Origin of the sequence: Polaribacter sp. SA4-12, from assembly GCF_002163675.1 — a bacterium.
Classification (GTDB): Bacteria; Bacteroidota; Bacteroidia; order Flavobacteriales; family Flavobacteriaceae; genus Polaribacter.
Genome location: NZ_CP019334.1, coordinates 2,629,936 through 2,645,663 on the forward strand (window position 1 = coordinate 2,629,936; position 15,728 = coordinate 2,645,663).

Consider the following 15,728-nt stretch of genomic DNA (forward strand, 5'->3'; position numbering starts at 1 on the left):
TAATGAAAAACTATATATATATATTATTTACCCTGGTAATGTTTCTCCAAGGAAATCAAGTTTTTGCACAAGGTTGTGAAGGTGATGATCCAGTTGGTAATGATTCCATAAATACTCCAAACGTTAAAATATTTGGATACATACAATCTCAATTTGATTATAATTTTACAGATGGAGATCAAGTAAACACTTTTAAATTTAAAAGAGCCAGAATTGGTGCTTTAGGTAAAATAAGTGATGACTTTTCTTACTATTTTATGTTAGAAACGAGTCCGTTTATTGGTAGTTCTGGAGATGCTTATCTTATGGATGCATTTATTACCTACTCTAAATACAATTGGGCTAAAATGTCTGTAGGTTCTTTTAAACAACCATTTAGTTTAGAAGTTGCAACTGCTTGTCATTCATTAACAACTATTGACAGAGCTATTGTGGCAGACCAATTGGTTGCTCCACAAAGAGACTTTGGGTTTATGGTTTTAGGTGGCAATAAATACACTAAATTTAATTATTGGATTGCTTTAATGAATGGAACAGGTTTAGGTCAAGCGGATGGTAATACTAAAAAAGATATTGTTGCCAGAGCTACTTATAAACTTACTAATTATTTAACAATTGGTAGTAGTTTTAGACACGGTTATCCAATACCAAATAACAATGATGATAGCAGAACTACTTATGGTGGGGAATTTGTTGTGAAATTAGAGAAACTAAAAGTACAAGGTGAGTATATTTATGATGAAGGCGCTTACTTTTTAGGAACAAGTGGTGGTTGTGGGGCAACTCCTGTTGCACTTGGCGAAAATAGAGATGGGGCTTACATTATGGCAGCTTATAATATAGATGATAAATTACAACCCGTTCTTAAATACGAGTTTTTTGATCCAGATTTAGATAGTAAAGATGATGGTACTTATCAAGAAAGAATGACACTTGGTATTAACTATTTCTTTAACCAAAAAGTAAGACTTCAACTAAACTACCAAGCAAACATTCAGACTGTAGTTAATGTTAAAGACGATGCTTTATTAGCTCAAATACAAATAAGATTCTAATTGAATAATTGCACTAGAAATAAGTTATAATTAAACTTTAAACCCTCTGTAAAATATCAGAGGGTTTTCTTTTATATTTCATTATCTTTAGTTTTCAATTAAAACACCGTGAAAAACCAAGAAATCATATTAAGAGAGAAATTAAACGATTCTTATTCTAATATTTTTGAAAAAGAATTAATCGATGAAATAATTAATGTAGGCCATTTTGATAAAATTAAAAGTGGTGAACTTTTAATTGATATTGGAGGAGAGATGACGCATATTCCTTTAATTTTAAATGGTGCTGTAAAAATTGTTAGAAAAGAAAAAGAAGGTGAAGAATTTGTACTTTATTATTTAGAGCGTGGCAATACTTGTGCTATTTCGTTTGTGAATTGTATCAACAAGAAAAAAAGCATTTTTAAAGGTGTTGTAGAAAGAGATATGGAAGCAATATTTATTCCGGTAGATCATATAGATAAATGGTTAGTAGAACACAAGTCTTGGCGTCATTTTATCATAGATAGTTACCATTTTAGATTGATTGAAATGGTAGACTCAATTGATAGTTTAGCTTTCTTAAAAATGAACCAACGTGTACTTAAATACCTAACTGATAAAGTTAAAATTAATAACAATATTGATATTGAAATTACACATCAAGAAATTGCTAATGACTTAAATTCTTCGAGAGTTGTTGTTACAAGACTTATAAAACAACTGCATGATGAAGGTAAAATTTACTCCACCCGAAACTACATCAAAGTTTTGGAATTATATGAATAGATTTTATTAGGAGAATATTCAAACAACAAGCAACTTTTAATATTACTTAACCAAAACCACCTTTTTAAAACTACTTTTTGGAGCTTCACACAAAGAACATTCATAATTCCCTGAAAGTTCATTAAAAAGCGTTTTAGGAGCAACATTTTGAGTAACATCTCCAAAAGCTTCATCGTAAATTGTTAAACAATCAGAACATTGATACACTTCTAATTCAGTGGTTTCTTTTTGTACCTCAGCTTCTTTTTCAACTTCAATTTCACTTCCTAATTGATCAAAATACAACTGACTTAATTCCATCAATAAACCAGGTAATTCAACTTTATCCACGTCTTGAACGTGCATAATATACTTTCGTGTATTTGGATCAAAATTCTTAGCATACAATAGATTATACGTATCTCTTGTTTGGAAACCTTCAATCAATTCTGGTTGCTTATTTTTCTCAACAACAATAGATGTAAAATAATTAGAAACTTTATTGTAATCTGTAATTCCGAATGTTAAACCATAGGTACTAATATCATTTTGATCGAAGTTAGAAACCAAATATTTTTTAAGGTTTAAAGCATCTTTATTCGCTACAGAAATATGCCAATTTAACTCTAACATTGAGTGACGCACATTGATTCCTCTTTTACCTAAAAACTTCTCCCAAACTAGTTTAGATTCTTTTGGAATTCCTTTTACAATAAAAGATTTCCAAGGTGTAATTGATATTTTACCAATCTTATTTTCAGAACACAATTCACACATTTCTTTTAAAAATGAAATGTCGTATTTATTGTTTCTCCAATATAAACCCAACCAATATTTATCAACCCCAATTTTATTCATTCCTTCAAAATAAGGAAATGGGTAAAAAGGAACTTCTAAAGGTTTATCTACAGTTCTATTATTTGTGTCTTCTGCATCACTGACCAACTCAAAAATAGTTTCTATAGTTTCTGGTTCTTCTTGAAGAATATTCTCAATAGCAGTTTCAATTTTACCTAAATCCCAACTATAAATTAACGCAGGGTACATTTGTGTTTTTCCCCAACCAGGAAGCCTTACATACAAATACCAATAATCTTCATGCTCTGAAGCGATGAAGTTTATATTTCCAGTAAATAAAGGAACTAAACGTTGTTTTGGATCTGTTAAATTGATTTTTAATTTTGATTTTGCTCTAAATTGCTCTAAAAGATACAAGTATCTATCACCTGTTAACCAAGAAGTACTCGGAAAAATATCTGCACAAACGTAAGAAGAAACAATGTTTTCTACACCTGTTTCATCAGACTCAACAATCTTCAATTTTTCAAATTGAGCGAGTTCTTCTTCGTTTACATTTTTAGGCAAAAGAATATCTTGTCTAGACCCAAAAGAAATGGTTTTTAAACCTAAACTTTCTGCAGATTCACAAATGTATTTTAGTTCTCCTGGTGATAAAACTCCACCTTTTACGATCAACCTATTTAATTGCTTTTTCATGCTCCTACTTTTGCGTTATTCAATATTTCTCTAACTTCAGTCTTACAACTTCCACATCCTAAACCTGCACCTGTTTTGTTACATAATTTCGTGAAATTAGTACAACCATTCGCAATTTCCTCTTCAAGATTCCCTTCACCAACCTGACTACAAGAACATACTAATTTTCCTAAAACGGGTTTATCGTTAGATGCTCCTCGTAATAAAGTATTTCGCTTGTCAGACATTTCGATTTTGCTTTCAATCATCGTTTTGAATTCTGCAAACTCGTTTTTATCACCTACTAAAACGGCTCCAATTAACAAATCGTCTTTTACGATACATTTCTTATAATAACGTTTAGAAATATCTGTAAAAATAACTTCTTCATAACTCGGGTCATTTTCTGGAACCGAAATTTCTCCAATACTGCAAAGATTTAAATCGTTGAATTTTAAAATATTCATCAATACAGAACCTTTGTAAGCTTCACTAATATCACCCGCAATAAAATTAGCTAAAACACCAGCTTGTTCTTCTGCTGCAGATGTAATTCCGAATAATTTATTTTCGAATTCTGCAATTTCACCAATCGCAAAAATAGCTGGATCAGAAGATTGTAAATGCTGATTTACCTTTACTCCTCGCCCACAAGAAATTCCGTTATTTTTAGCAATTTCTATATTTGGTCTTGTACCAATTGCATACACAATTGCATTGGCTGTAATGTATTTTCCACTTTTTAGGTTGATGGTTAATTCACTTGTATCTTCATCATCAAAAACAGTACTTACCTCATTATCAAAATAAATTTGAATTCCTCTTTCTTGTACATCTAAAGACAATAATTTACTCGAAATTTTATCTAATTGACGTTCCATTAATCTTGACGCTCTTTGCACAATGGTAATCTTTACCTTTTTGTGTTTCATAGCCGCCGCCAATTCTAAACCTAACAAACCTCCACCAACAATTACAACATGTTGTTCTTCTGGAGGCAAACCTGTTTCGTCTAAATAATTTTTGAATCGATCTGCATCATTTTTATTACGCATTGTAAATCGACCAGGTAAATCTATTTGTACGTCATTTGGTATAAAAGGTCTACTACCTGTTGCTAATATTAATTTATCAAAAGAGTGAACTCCGCCATTAGAATCAGTTACTGTTTTATTTTCTTTATCAATAGTCTCAATAATCGTTTCTGGATGAATTTTGATATCTAATTTGCTTAATTCAGCATTTTTTATCTTCAATAATTGCTCCCAAGAAAGTTCTTCTGTAATATATTCTGGCAATAAAACTCGGTTATAAAACAAGTTTGATTCTTTTGAGAAAACGTGAATTTCATCAACTTCATTATTGTCTCTATAATTCTGTAAAAATCGAAATGCAGCAGCTCCTGCACCAGCAATTACAATTTTCTCTTTTGCTTTTTTATATTTTGATACAGCTACAGAAGTAAATTTAAAATCTGGTTCTTTAGAAACAGGATCTACATGTGTATTTGTTAAATTGTTAGCTCTATTTAAATTGTTTTGCAATACTTTACCCCAATGCATTGGTAAGAAAACGACTCCTTTTTTAATTTCATCGGTAATTTTTGCACGAACTCTAACAACTCCATTTCCACTTTTTATCTCTGTAATATCTCCATCTTTTACGCCATTTAAAAACGCATCAACAGGATTAATTTCTAATACAGGTCTTGGATAATGTGTTTTTAATCGAGAAACTTTTCCCGTTTTAGTCATTGTGTGCCACTGATCTCTAACACGACCAGTTGTTAAAATTAAAGGAAATTCATCACTAATTTTTACGGATGTATTTTCTATTGTTGACGGAGTATTAAAGATTGCCTTTTGAGATGGCGTATAGAATTTTTTATCTTCAAAAAGACGCGGTGTTCCTTTATGACGATATTCATTTACTGGCCATTGAAAAGTTCCTTCGTTTTTTAAACGATCATAATTTAAGAAAGAAACATCAATATTTGTTCCTTTGGTCATAGAAGCATATTCATCATAAATTTCTTCAGCTCCATTATAATCAAAACCTCTAAAGCCCATTCTTTGTGCAAAATCACAAAAAATTTCTACATCTGGTCTTGCTTCACCAGGAGCTTCAATTGCTTTTGGTAAATAAGAAATTCTTCTTTCAGAATTGGTCATTGTTCCTTCTTTCTCTAACCAGGCTGCTGCTGGCAATACCAAATCTGCATAATTTACAGTATCTGATTTATGAGAAATTTCTTGTACTACAACAAATTTAGAGTTTGCCATTGCTTTTTCTATTTGATGAGAATTTGGCATACTCACCAATGGATTTGTACAAGCAATCCAAACTGCTTTTAGTTTACCGCTTTCTAGATCGTCAAACATTTCTGTTGCTGTTAATCCTGGTTTTGCAGATATTTTATCTACTCCCCAAAATTGTGCAACCTCTCTTCTATGTTCTTCGTTATTTAAATCTTTATGAACAGCTAATAAGTTTGCCATTCCACCAACTTCTCGTCCACCCATTGCATTTGGCTGTCCTGTTAATGAAAAAGGACCAGAACCTGGTTTACCAACTTGACCTGTAATTAATGACAAATTCATTAGTGAAGTATTTTTGTCTGTACCTATTACACTTTGGTTTAGACCCATTGCCCACATACTGATAAATCCTTTAGAAAGACCAATCATTTTTGCAGCTTGTTGAATATCCTTTTCAGGAACTCCACACAATTTTGACGCTTTTTTTAATGATGTTTCAAAAATTAATTTTTTATAGGCATCAAAACCTTCAGTATGTTTTTTTATAAAATTATCATCAATTAAACCACTTTTATACAAACATCTACCAATTGCATTCTGTAAAATAACATCTGTTCCTGGAGTTAATTGTAAGTGTAAATCTGCAAATTTTGCTGAATCTGTTTTACGAGGATCAATAACTATGATATTTACATCTGGGTTTTCTTCTTTATGCTTTTCTATGCGTCTAAATAAAATAGGATGACACCAAGCAGGATTTGCTCCTGTAATTAAAAAAGTGTCTGCTAATTCGATATCTTCATACGAAATTGGCACACTATCTTCTCCGAATGTTTTTTTGTAACCAACCACTGCAGAACTCATACATAAACGTGAGTTGGTATCTATATTATTGGTTCCTAAAAAACCTTTTGTTAGTTTATTAGCAATGTAATATTCTTCTGTTAAACTTTGCCCTGAAACATAAAAAGCAACTGAATCTGGACCGTGTTTTTTAATAATGGATTTAAAAACGTTGGCTGCTCTATCTAAAGCAGTATCCCAACTTACGCGCTCACGAGGGTGAGAACGACTCCATCGCATTTCTGGATATAAAATTCTGTCTGAAGTATCATTAGCAACGTAATGCAAGTTCATCCCTTTAGAACATAACATTCCTTTATTTACAGGATGCTCTTTATCACCTTCAACAGAAACCTTGTTGTTGATGTCTTTTTTTACGATAATTCCACAACCAACTCCACAATAAGAGCACGTTGTTTTAATTTCATTTTTAACCATTTAGACCAAGATTTTATACTAAATACGACATTAAAATATTACAAACCAAACATTGGTTTTATTATTCTGAATACACTAAAAAAGCATCCTTAGAATTTTTATATCAACAAAAAAGAACATCGTTAATAGTCAATTTTGTTATTCAGAATTTCTTCTGATGAAAGACTTTTTACTACGCTTTTACTTTAATAGGAATTAACTCTGGCGTTACTCCATTTATTTTTTCTGGTGCTTCTTCATTTTCTTCTTCTACAGAAAACTTAATAGTTAAAGCAATAATACCTGTAACTACAACTACAAAACCAATTAGTAAATACCCGCTAGAAACTGCGCTAGACGAAGCAACTGATTGTGCTGTTTTTATTACCTCATCTCCCAAACCTTCATTTGCTGCAATTGCTGCTTTTTCTGCCAATGCAGATTTAGATTTTAACAACATTGCTGCTAAAAATGCTCCAACATTTCCTCCTGCTCCTACAATTCCAGAAACAGAACCAATTGCTTTTTTATTGATAAATGGCACTACAGAGAACGTTGCTCCTTCTGCCATTTGAACACTTAAACTAAATAAAATTAATAAAACAACTCCTAAAACCAAACTTGTTGCTCCAGAGAAAAAGATAAGTATTACTCCTTGTAATGTTAAGATGAAAGACAAGAATAAAACACGACCTCTTAAGCCTTTTAATTTCCCAAATTTATCACCAAAGAAACCACCTAAAGTTCTTGCAAAAATATTCATCAAAGCAAATGACAATACAATATTACCTGCTGTTACTCTTTGTAATTGAAAGGTGTTCTGAAGATAATCATCCATAGTTCCATAAACCGTTAATTCGATTCCAAAACTTGCTGCATACACAACAAAAAGAATCCAAACTCTATAATCTTTTAACACTTCTAAAAAACCAATTTGATCTTTTTTAGTAACAATCATTTCTCCAGAAGCTTTTAATTCACTAAAGTTTCCTTTTGGAGTATCTTGTGTAAAAAAGAAATAAACGATTCCCATTAAAAAACAAACAATACCAGCAATTACCATAGAATATCTCCAAGCTTCTCCATCTGCAACACCAAAAGCAACAACTGCTGCTGCTATTAAAGGCATTCCTAATCTATTTGCTCCTCCACCTAAGTTTCCCCAACCTGCAGAAGTTGCATTTGCAGTTCCCACAATATTTGGTGCAAACATTAATGAAGTATGTACTTGTGTAATTACAAAGGAAGCACCGATAAAACCAATAAATAGTCTACACACTAAAAATTGGGTTGGCGTTTGTACCAATCCACATAAAATTACAGGAATTGCGCCTAACATTAATAACCAAGTATAACATAATCTTGGCCCGTATTTATCACATAATTTACCAATCAATAAACGTGCAAAAACGGTTCCTGAAACTGCTAAAATAATTGAGTTCCATTTTTGATCTGGAGTTAAACCTAAATCTTTTACAACATCTGGCATAAAAGGAACAATACCAAACCATGCAAAAAAGCACAAAAAGAATGATACAGATGTAATCCAAAATGTACGTGTTGAAATATTCTTAAAATCGAATAAACTTAATTTTGTTGATTTTTCTTGCGTTAAATTTATCATAATACCTAATTTTATAAACACAAAACTAAGTATAAATACTTAATTTTAGTGTTAAAAAATACGTATATTATAATTATTAGTAGATTAACAATTACGTAATAGTGATTTTAAGAATTTGATAAATTAGACGTTAAAAAACAAGTAGAATAGAAAACAGCAATATCAGAAATACTTATATTAATTGATATTTTCTTGCTTTACTCGTCAATTCACTTAAATTCTTTGCCTCTAATTTCTTCATTAAGTTAAAACGATGCACTTCTGCAGTACGTTTACTAATTGATAATTCTTCAGCAATTTCTTTATTATTTTTTAGTTCAGAAACTAAAACTAATATTTGTTTTTCTCTCTTTGTTAATTTAAAAGGAAGTGTAGGAATTTCTTTTTTTGGTTCTGCTGCTTTGTTGGTATTTCCATTTACAAAGTTGTTCATTATAATAGAAGAAACATCACCGGTAAAATACTTACCTCCTTCAGCAACTTTGTGTACTGCTTTCAAAAACTCTTCTTTACTTGCTCCTTTCAACAAATAACCATCAGCACCTGCTTGTATCGATTTTACTACATATTCTTCAGAATCGTGCATAGAAAGCACTAAGGTTTTTACGTCGATTTTATTCTTAGTAATTTCTGCAACCACTTCAATTCCATTCATTTCTGGCATTCTAATATCAACAATAAGAACGTGAGGTTTACTTTTGACAATTACTTCTAAAGCTTCTTTTCCATCAGAAGCTTCATCTATAACAGTAATTCCTGTTTGATCTTCTAAAAGTGCTTTAATTCCGTCTCTTACCAAAACATGGTCGTCTGCTAAAACTACATTTATCATATTTGTAATATTTTATACGTACAAAAGTAGCGTTTTTAAGTAAAACTACGTATTTTTTAAATTGGGATATTTAAAGTAACTCTAGTTCCCTGTCCTAATTCAGAATTTAAGAACAATCTACCTTCTACGTATTTAATTCTTTCTTTCATAAAAGTCATTCCCATTCCTCCATCACCATTTTTTACTTTCTTTACTTTTGATGGTTCAAAACCTTTACCATCATCATCTATCACAATACTTAGTATATTTTTACTGTGAGAAAGTGAGACCAAAATATGAGAAGATTCAGCGTATTTAATAGCATTATTTATAGCTTCTTGTACAATTCTATAAATATTAATTTCTACAAGCGAATCTAAACGTTCATTGAAATCTGTTTTATTATAAAACAAAATTTCTTTTCCTGTTAACTTCCCTAATTCTTTGGTTAATTTAGAAATTGCAGGCACAACTCCGTGATCAGATAATTCTGGTGGCGTTAAATTAAAAGTAGCAGTTCTAACACCTTTAATAATATTGGTTGTGAGCTCTTTTAAATGTTCAATTTTTGAAGCCGTTTTTTCAACATCATTTATATTGATGCTTTCTAAATTATATTTTAAGCCAGTTAACATTTGCCCAATACCATCGTGCACATCTTTGGCAATTCTGTTTTGTTCTTTTTCTTGATTTTCAATAATCTTACTTGAGATTATTTTTTGCTGACTCATTTTTTCCTCAAAACTCTCTTTTGTCAGTCTTTCAATCTCTATTTGCCCTTCTTTTCTTGCAGTAATTTCTGAAGCTATAATTAATAATTCAGATTTATCTTCAGTTGGTCTATAAGGAACAATCGACATTTCTAACCAAACGTCTTCACCTCCTTTTATGGTTGCTTTTACTTCTCCCTGCCAACCCGTTTTTTTATGTTTACTAATTAAATCTTCAATTAATAATTGCTCGTTTTCATTACTCGATAAAATAGTCCAAAAGAAAATTTCTTTCTTGAATTTTGAAAACTTAAACAATCGTGAAAACTTATTTCCCATATGAATAAGATCTCCATTTGGAGAAATTCTGGCAAACAATAAAGTTTCATCAATTGCCTGACTTAAAGCACGTAATTCTCTAATCGATTTTTCTTTAGAAATACTTAATTCGTCTGCATTAAAAGCCATCTGTTTAGCTTCCTTTTCCGCTGATAATAATTTTGCTAATGTTGCTTTTACTGATTTTGCTGTTGGCCAAAAAATGAATAAAAATTCTCCAAAAAGAATTAATAGTGTTAAGATCATTAATGAAAATTCTAAAGTTCTTAACCAAGCAACTTTTTCATCAGCTTCTACATCATATTGATTCACAATTGCATCCATCATCAATAAAAAAGAACCTTCATTACTGGTTACTTTTTTAATATCAGAAGCTAATTCATCAATAGAAATTAAAGGTTTATTTTCTAATTTTAGAATGACAGATTTTGATGCTTTTTGAATAGTATCAAAAACAGGATTGATTGCTATAAATTTACTTTCTATAGCAATACTATTTTGTTTAGGAAGCCCTAAACTATCATTTCCTTTTTGCAAAGATTTATGAGATAACTCCCATAAATACAATGTTTTTTTAATATTTTCTTTAAGAAGAACTCTATTTTTTTCATCAGAATAAACAGATAGAGAAACAATTTCTTTCGTCAATTTCTGACTCAACATACGCTGTCTACCAGCAACGTTTATTACTGTAGAATCGCTTTGTTGTTTGTTTAAATGATTACGGACTAAAACCTGACTAATAATTACAGAAAGTGCAATTGCACTTAAAGCAATAATGTATAAACGGCTTAATTTATTAAACGTTCTTTGGTCTAATGAATTGCCTTTTTTTGTCATTTTAAATTACAGTTATTATGAAATAGCTTGTTTTACTAATGCTAAACTTTTTTCAGAAAAAGGAATTTTTAAAGCAGCTGCATGTCCTTTATCAGACATTTTTACCCACGTTTTTTTAAGGATATCGATGATTTTTTCATCAGTATGTTTTGCTGCAAATTCATCAAAATAATAATCTAGAAAAACCAAACAAATAGTATCTTCTAAAGTTTGAGATTCTTCATTTTTCTTGATAAATTTCTTTAAGATAATCTTTTGAACTCTATCTACAAACTGATCATCAAAACCAACTTGCACTAAGATTTCTCCAGTAAGATCTGCGTGCATTTTTTTCAATTCTTCACGCCATTTTAAATATCCTACTCTATCCATTGGATATTCTTTTCTCGCAATTTTCCAACGACAAATATGTTGTCCTCTTGCAGCAATCTGAAGTGCTTTAGATGCATTTGGATCAAATTGAAGTAACTTTCTTGTCATCCTTTGAGAATACAATAACTCTTTAGGATACTCTATATCTGCGACTTGATACGTAGTTGTATCTTCAGCATTTTTTTTATCAATAATTGCAATGGCAGTTTCAAATCTTGTAGGCTTCATTTTTTGTATTTATTCAGAGAAGCCAATATACACATTTTCTCCTTCAATCTTAACAGGATAAATAGCAATAGGGTCTAAATCTGCATTTAAATTTTCTCCAGTTTCTAATGAAAATGTTTTTTTATGCAAAGGACACGCAATTTTAGGAATCCCTTTATGATCGCCTAACATACCTCTAGATAAAACCATTTCTTGTTTTTCTGGTGATAAATTCTGACAAGCATACCATTTATCTAATCTTGAAAAATTGAAAATAGCAATTTGTAAATCTTTATATTTTACACAAGCGCCACCATCTTTTGGAAATGCACTTACTGCAGCAGCTTTAAACCAAACTTTTACATCTGCTTCTTTTACTGTTTTGTATTTTAAGAGTAATGAATCCATAAATATATTTATTAAACCTGTTATATTTCTAATTGATATGTTCTCGATACAAAATTTCTGAAAAAGAAATTTCACTCGAACTGACAACGTTTTTTATTCTTAATTTTTCCAGTGTTCTGGCATTTTTTGATCACGCATAGGAACAAATACTAAGTTATCATCTCTATCATCTGAATTTACAAAATGATTAAAACGTTTTTTAGTTTCTTCACTTTCAATCGCTTGTTTCCACTCACATTCGTAAGCATCCACTAGAAATTGCATTTCTTTTTCTAAATCTACATTGATGTTTAAACTATCACCAATAACAACTTTTTTCAATTGCTCAATTCCGCCTTCTAATTTATCTAACCAAGCAGCACTTCTCATTAACGGAGCAGCAGTTTGAATGTAGTACATTAAGAAACGATCTAAATATTTAATGACAGTTTCATTGTCTATTTTTTCTGCTAATAATTGAGCGTGTCTTGGTGTTGCTCCACCATTTCCACCAACATATAAATTCCAACCACCTTCAACAGCAATTACACCAAAATCTTTTCCACGAGCTTCTGCACATTCACGAATACAACCTGAAACTCCACCTTTTATTTTGTGAGGAGAACGCAAACCTTTGTATCTATTTTCTAGTTCAATTGCAAACGAAATACTTTCATCTAAACCATAACGACACCAAGTAGAACCTACACAACTTTTTACAGTTCTTAACGATTTTCCATAAGCGTGTCCACTTTCAAAACCAGCATCGATTAATTCTTTCCAAATTGAAGGTAAATCATTTAACTCTGCACCAAAGAAATCGATACGAGCTCCACCAGTAATTTTTGTGTATAAATTGTATTTAGAACCAATTTGACCTAACGTAATTAAACCTTCAGGAGTAATTTCTCCACCAGCAATTCTTGGTACTACAGAATACGTTCCGTTTCGCTGAATGTTGGCTAAAAATTTATCATTTGTATCTTGTGTAACATCATCCTTATTTGGCGTTACGTTATATAAACTTGCTAAAATTGAAGACACCGCAGGCTTACAAGTTTCACAACCATGTCCTGTTCCACAAGTATCTAAAATTTCATTAAAAGAAGTTAATTTTTTGGCTTTTATAATTCCGTATAATTCTTGACGACTATAATCGAAATGCTCACAAATTACATTTTTAACTGTTTTACCCAGCGATTTTAAAGCTTCGTTTACTAAATCTGTAACCATTGGTTTACAACCACCGCAACTTGTACTTGCTTTAGTTGCTGAAATAACACCCGATAAATCTTCGCAAGAACCATCTTTAATAGCTCCACAAATCTGACCTTTACTAACGTTTTCACAAGAACAAATTTGAGCTTCGTCTGGCAAATCTAATGCACTACCAAAAGCGCCTCCTTCTGTTGCTGGTAATATTAATTGTGCAGCATCTTCTGGAATTGCCATTCCGTTTAAAAATACTTGATGCAACATATTATAGTCTGATGCATCTCCAACTAAAATTCCACCTAAAAGACTTTTACCGTCTAAACTAACATTAATCCTCTTATATAAATGTTGTGTTTTGTTTTCAAAAATCACAGAATGTCCTTTTGATGCAGGCATAAATGGCTCTCCAAAACTTGCTACATCTACACCAATTAATTTTAATTTGGTAGACATATCTATTTCTGCTGGCATTAATTCTTCTATATTACCGATGATTTGGTTTACAGCAACTCCAGCCATGTCATAACCAGGAGCAACTAAACCATAAATCATTTGATTGTACAATGCAACTTCTCCAATTGCAAAAATGTTTTCGTCAGAAGTTTGCATTTTATTATCAACTACAATTCCTCCACGAACGCCCATTTCTAATCCAGATGTTTTACCAAGCTCGTCTCTTGGACGAATTCCTGCAGAAACAACTAACATTTCTACATCTAAAACATCATCTTCTCCAAACTCCATTCCTGTGATAGATGTATCTCCTAAAATCTGATTGGTTGCTTTACTTAAATGTATATTTAATCCTATTGATTCTAATTTTAATTGTAAAACCTTACTACTTCTTGCATCTAATTGTCTTGGCATTAATTTAGGAGCAAACTCTACAATGTGAGGTTCTAAACCCATATCCATAACAGCTTTACCAGCTTCTAAACCTAATAAACCTCCACCTAAAACTGCTGCTCTCGCATTTGGATTCTTCTCTTTCAGTTTTGCTGCATACCCCAACATTCCTTCCAAATCTTCAATGGTTCTATACACAAAAACTCCTTCTTTTTCTACACCTTTAATTGGCGGAACAAAAGCCGATGAACCTGTCGCTAAAACTAAGTAGTCGTAATTAAAGACTCTATTTTTTGCCGTAATGATGTTTTTAGTATTTCTTTGGATATCAGAAACTCTTTCATCAACAATTAAATCGATACCATTTTCTTTGTACCATTCTGCAGGAGCCATTTCTAAAGCTTTCGCATCTTGGTTTTCGAAAAACTCACTTAAATGAACTCTATCATAAGCAGGTCTTGGCTCTTCACCAAAAACAATCACTTTAAAATTTTCATTTTCTGAAGCTGCTACAAATTTTTCACAAAATTTATAACCTACCATTCCATTACCAACTACAATAATTGTTTTCATAACTACGTATTTAAAACACAAAACTAAGTATTTTTACTTATTTTTATATAAATAAATAGTTGTTTTTTACGTAGAAATTAAATTTTTATCATTTTGAAAAAATAATACTCTCTAAATGAATTATCGATAAAATTGAATTCTAAGAAATAGGAATTCTGTATTTAGACTCCCGTTTTCACGAGAATGGCAATTTCAACAGAAATCCCGAAAAAGAGCCAAGAGGATTTTTTTGCGATTTAATTTATTAGTGAATCCTTTTTAATATCTTTGGATTCCTCTAAAATTAAAAAAATGAACGATTTCATCCTCTATTTTAAAATGGGTCTTAACCATGTGTTAGACTTTTCTGCTTACGATCACATCTTATTCTTAATTGTTTTAGCCGTTGTTTTTAGCTTTAATCAGTTTAAAAAAGTACTCTGGTTAGTTACTTTATTTACAATTGGTCATACTTTAACTCTCTTTTTATCTGCTTATGATTTATTATTCGAAATGAATAAAAAAAACACAGAGATCGTTGAGTTTTTAATACCTTTTACCATATTTGTAACTGGTGTTGTAAACGTCTTTACAGCTAAAAAATCATCCGCAGGAAAACAAAATACCAATTTAGTTTTTGCTGTATTTTTTGGCTTAATTCACGGATTAGGTTTTTCTAGTTATATTTCAAGATTGGTTTCTGGAGATGATAATAAGTTATTAATTTTATCAGAATTTGCTTTAGGTATAGAAGCTGCTCAGATAATTATTGTTTTAGGTATTTTGGTAATTGGTACGCTGCTTCAAAACTTTATTAATGTAACAAAAAGAGATTGGATTTTAGTTTGTTCATCTATAGTAGTTGGTTTTTCTATACAAATGATGTTAAATAGAGTTTTTTGGTAAAATAAAATTGTTTCGGTTTTTAACTTTTGTTTTCAAGTAAGCTGCGTTAGGGATTGAACGGCTTGTTTGAGCTCTTTTTTGTTTTTTCAAAAAAAGCGAGTAGTGAAAGCCCGACCTGAAAGG

General features: G+C 31.0%; 11 protein-coding genes. 3 read left to right on the forward strand and 8 right to left on the reverse strand.

From position 1 onward, the window contains the following. Window positions 1-2: 2 nt before the first annotated feature. The gene (locus tag BTO07_RS11350) at window positions 3-1,055 is read left to right on the forward strand and encodes a porin (RefSeq protein WP_087521338.1); all 1,053 of its coding nucleotides are present in this window, start codon (window positions 3-5) and stop codon (window positions 1,053-1,055) included. A 108-nt stretch (window positions 1,056-1,163) separates the two neighbouring features. After that, entirely contained in the window at window positions 1,164-1,823 is a 660-nt protein-coding gene (locus BTO07_RS11355) for a Crp/Fnr family transcriptional regulator (RefSeq protein WP_087521339.1), read from the forward strand. Between the two features lie 42 nt (window positions 1,824-1,865). On the opposite strand, the gene BTO07_RS11360 is transcribed toward BTO07_RS11355, so the two are convergent. The 8 genes from BTO07_RS11360 to nirB form a co-directional block, all read right to left on the reverse strand. After that, the gene (locus BTO07_RS11360; protein WP_087521340.1) at window positions 1,866-3,299 is read right to left on the reverse strand and encodes a rubredoxin domain-containing protein; all 1,434 of its coding nucleotides are present in this window, start codon (window positions 3,297-3,299) and stop codon (window positions 1,866-1,868) included. Next, window positions 3,296-6,817, reverse strand: coding sequence for a nitrate reductase (locus tag BTO07_RS11365; protein WP_087521341.1), 3,522 nt, complete (start codon window positions 6,815-6,817; stop codon window positions 3,296-3,298). The genes BTO07_RS11360 and BTO07_RS11365 overlap by 4 nt, the downstream gene beginning before the upstream one ends. Window positions 6,818-6,989: 172 nt before the next feature. Further along, window positions 6,990-8,420 carry an MFS transporter gene (locus tag BTO07_RS11370; protein ID WP_087521342.1) on the reverse strand — a complete coding sequence of 477 codons (1,431 nt, stop codon included), beginning with the start codon at window positions 8,418-8,420 and terminating at the stop codon, window positions 6,990-6,992. Window positions 8,421-8,592: 172 nt separating this feature from the next. Continuing rightward, on the reverse strand, window positions 8,593-9,252 hold the full coding sequence (locus BTO07_RS11375) for a response regulator transcription factor (RefSeq protein ID WP_198342456.1): 660 nt from the start codon (window positions 9,250-9,252) through the stop codon (window positions 8,593-8,595). Between the two features lie 56 nt (window positions 9,253-9,308). Continuing rightward, window positions 9,309-11,120, reverse strand: a complete 1,812-nt coding sequence (locus BTO07_RS11380) for a sensor histidine kinase (protein WP_087521344.1) — start codon at window positions 11,118-11,120, stop codon at window positions 9,309-9,311. 15 nt (window positions 11,121-11,135) lie between these two features. Then, the gene (locus BTO07_RS11385) at window positions 11,136-11,720 is read right to left on the reverse strand and encodes a DUF4202 domain-containing protein (RefSeq protein WP_087521345.1); all 585 of its coding nucleotides are present in this window, start codon (window positions 11,718-11,720) and stop codon (window positions 11,136-11,138) included. 9 nt (window positions 11,721-11,729) lie between these two features. Then, window positions 11,730-12,107: a nitrite reductase small subunit NirD gene (gene nirD, locus BTO07_RS11390; protein WP_087521346.1), complete on the reverse strand. Its 378-nt coding sequence runs from the start codon at window positions 12,105-12,107 to the stop codon at window positions 11,730-11,732. A gap of 99 nt (window positions 12,108-12,206) precedes the next feature. Further along, on the reverse strand, window positions 12,207-14,720 hold the full coding sequence (nirB, locus tag BTO07_RS11395; protein ID WP_087521347.1) for a nitrite reductase large subunit NirB: 2,514 nt from the start codon (window positions 14,718-14,720) through the stop codon (window positions 12,207-12,209). 291 nt (window positions 14,721-15,011) lie between these two features. Between nirB and BTO07_RS11400 the strand changes: the two genes are divergently transcribed. Continuing rightward, entirely contained in the window at window positions 15,012-15,605 is a 594-nt protein-coding gene (locus BTO07_RS11400) for a HupE/UreJ family protein (RefSeq protein WP_087522625.1), read from the forward strand. Window positions 15,606-15,728 lie beyond the last annotated feature (123 nt).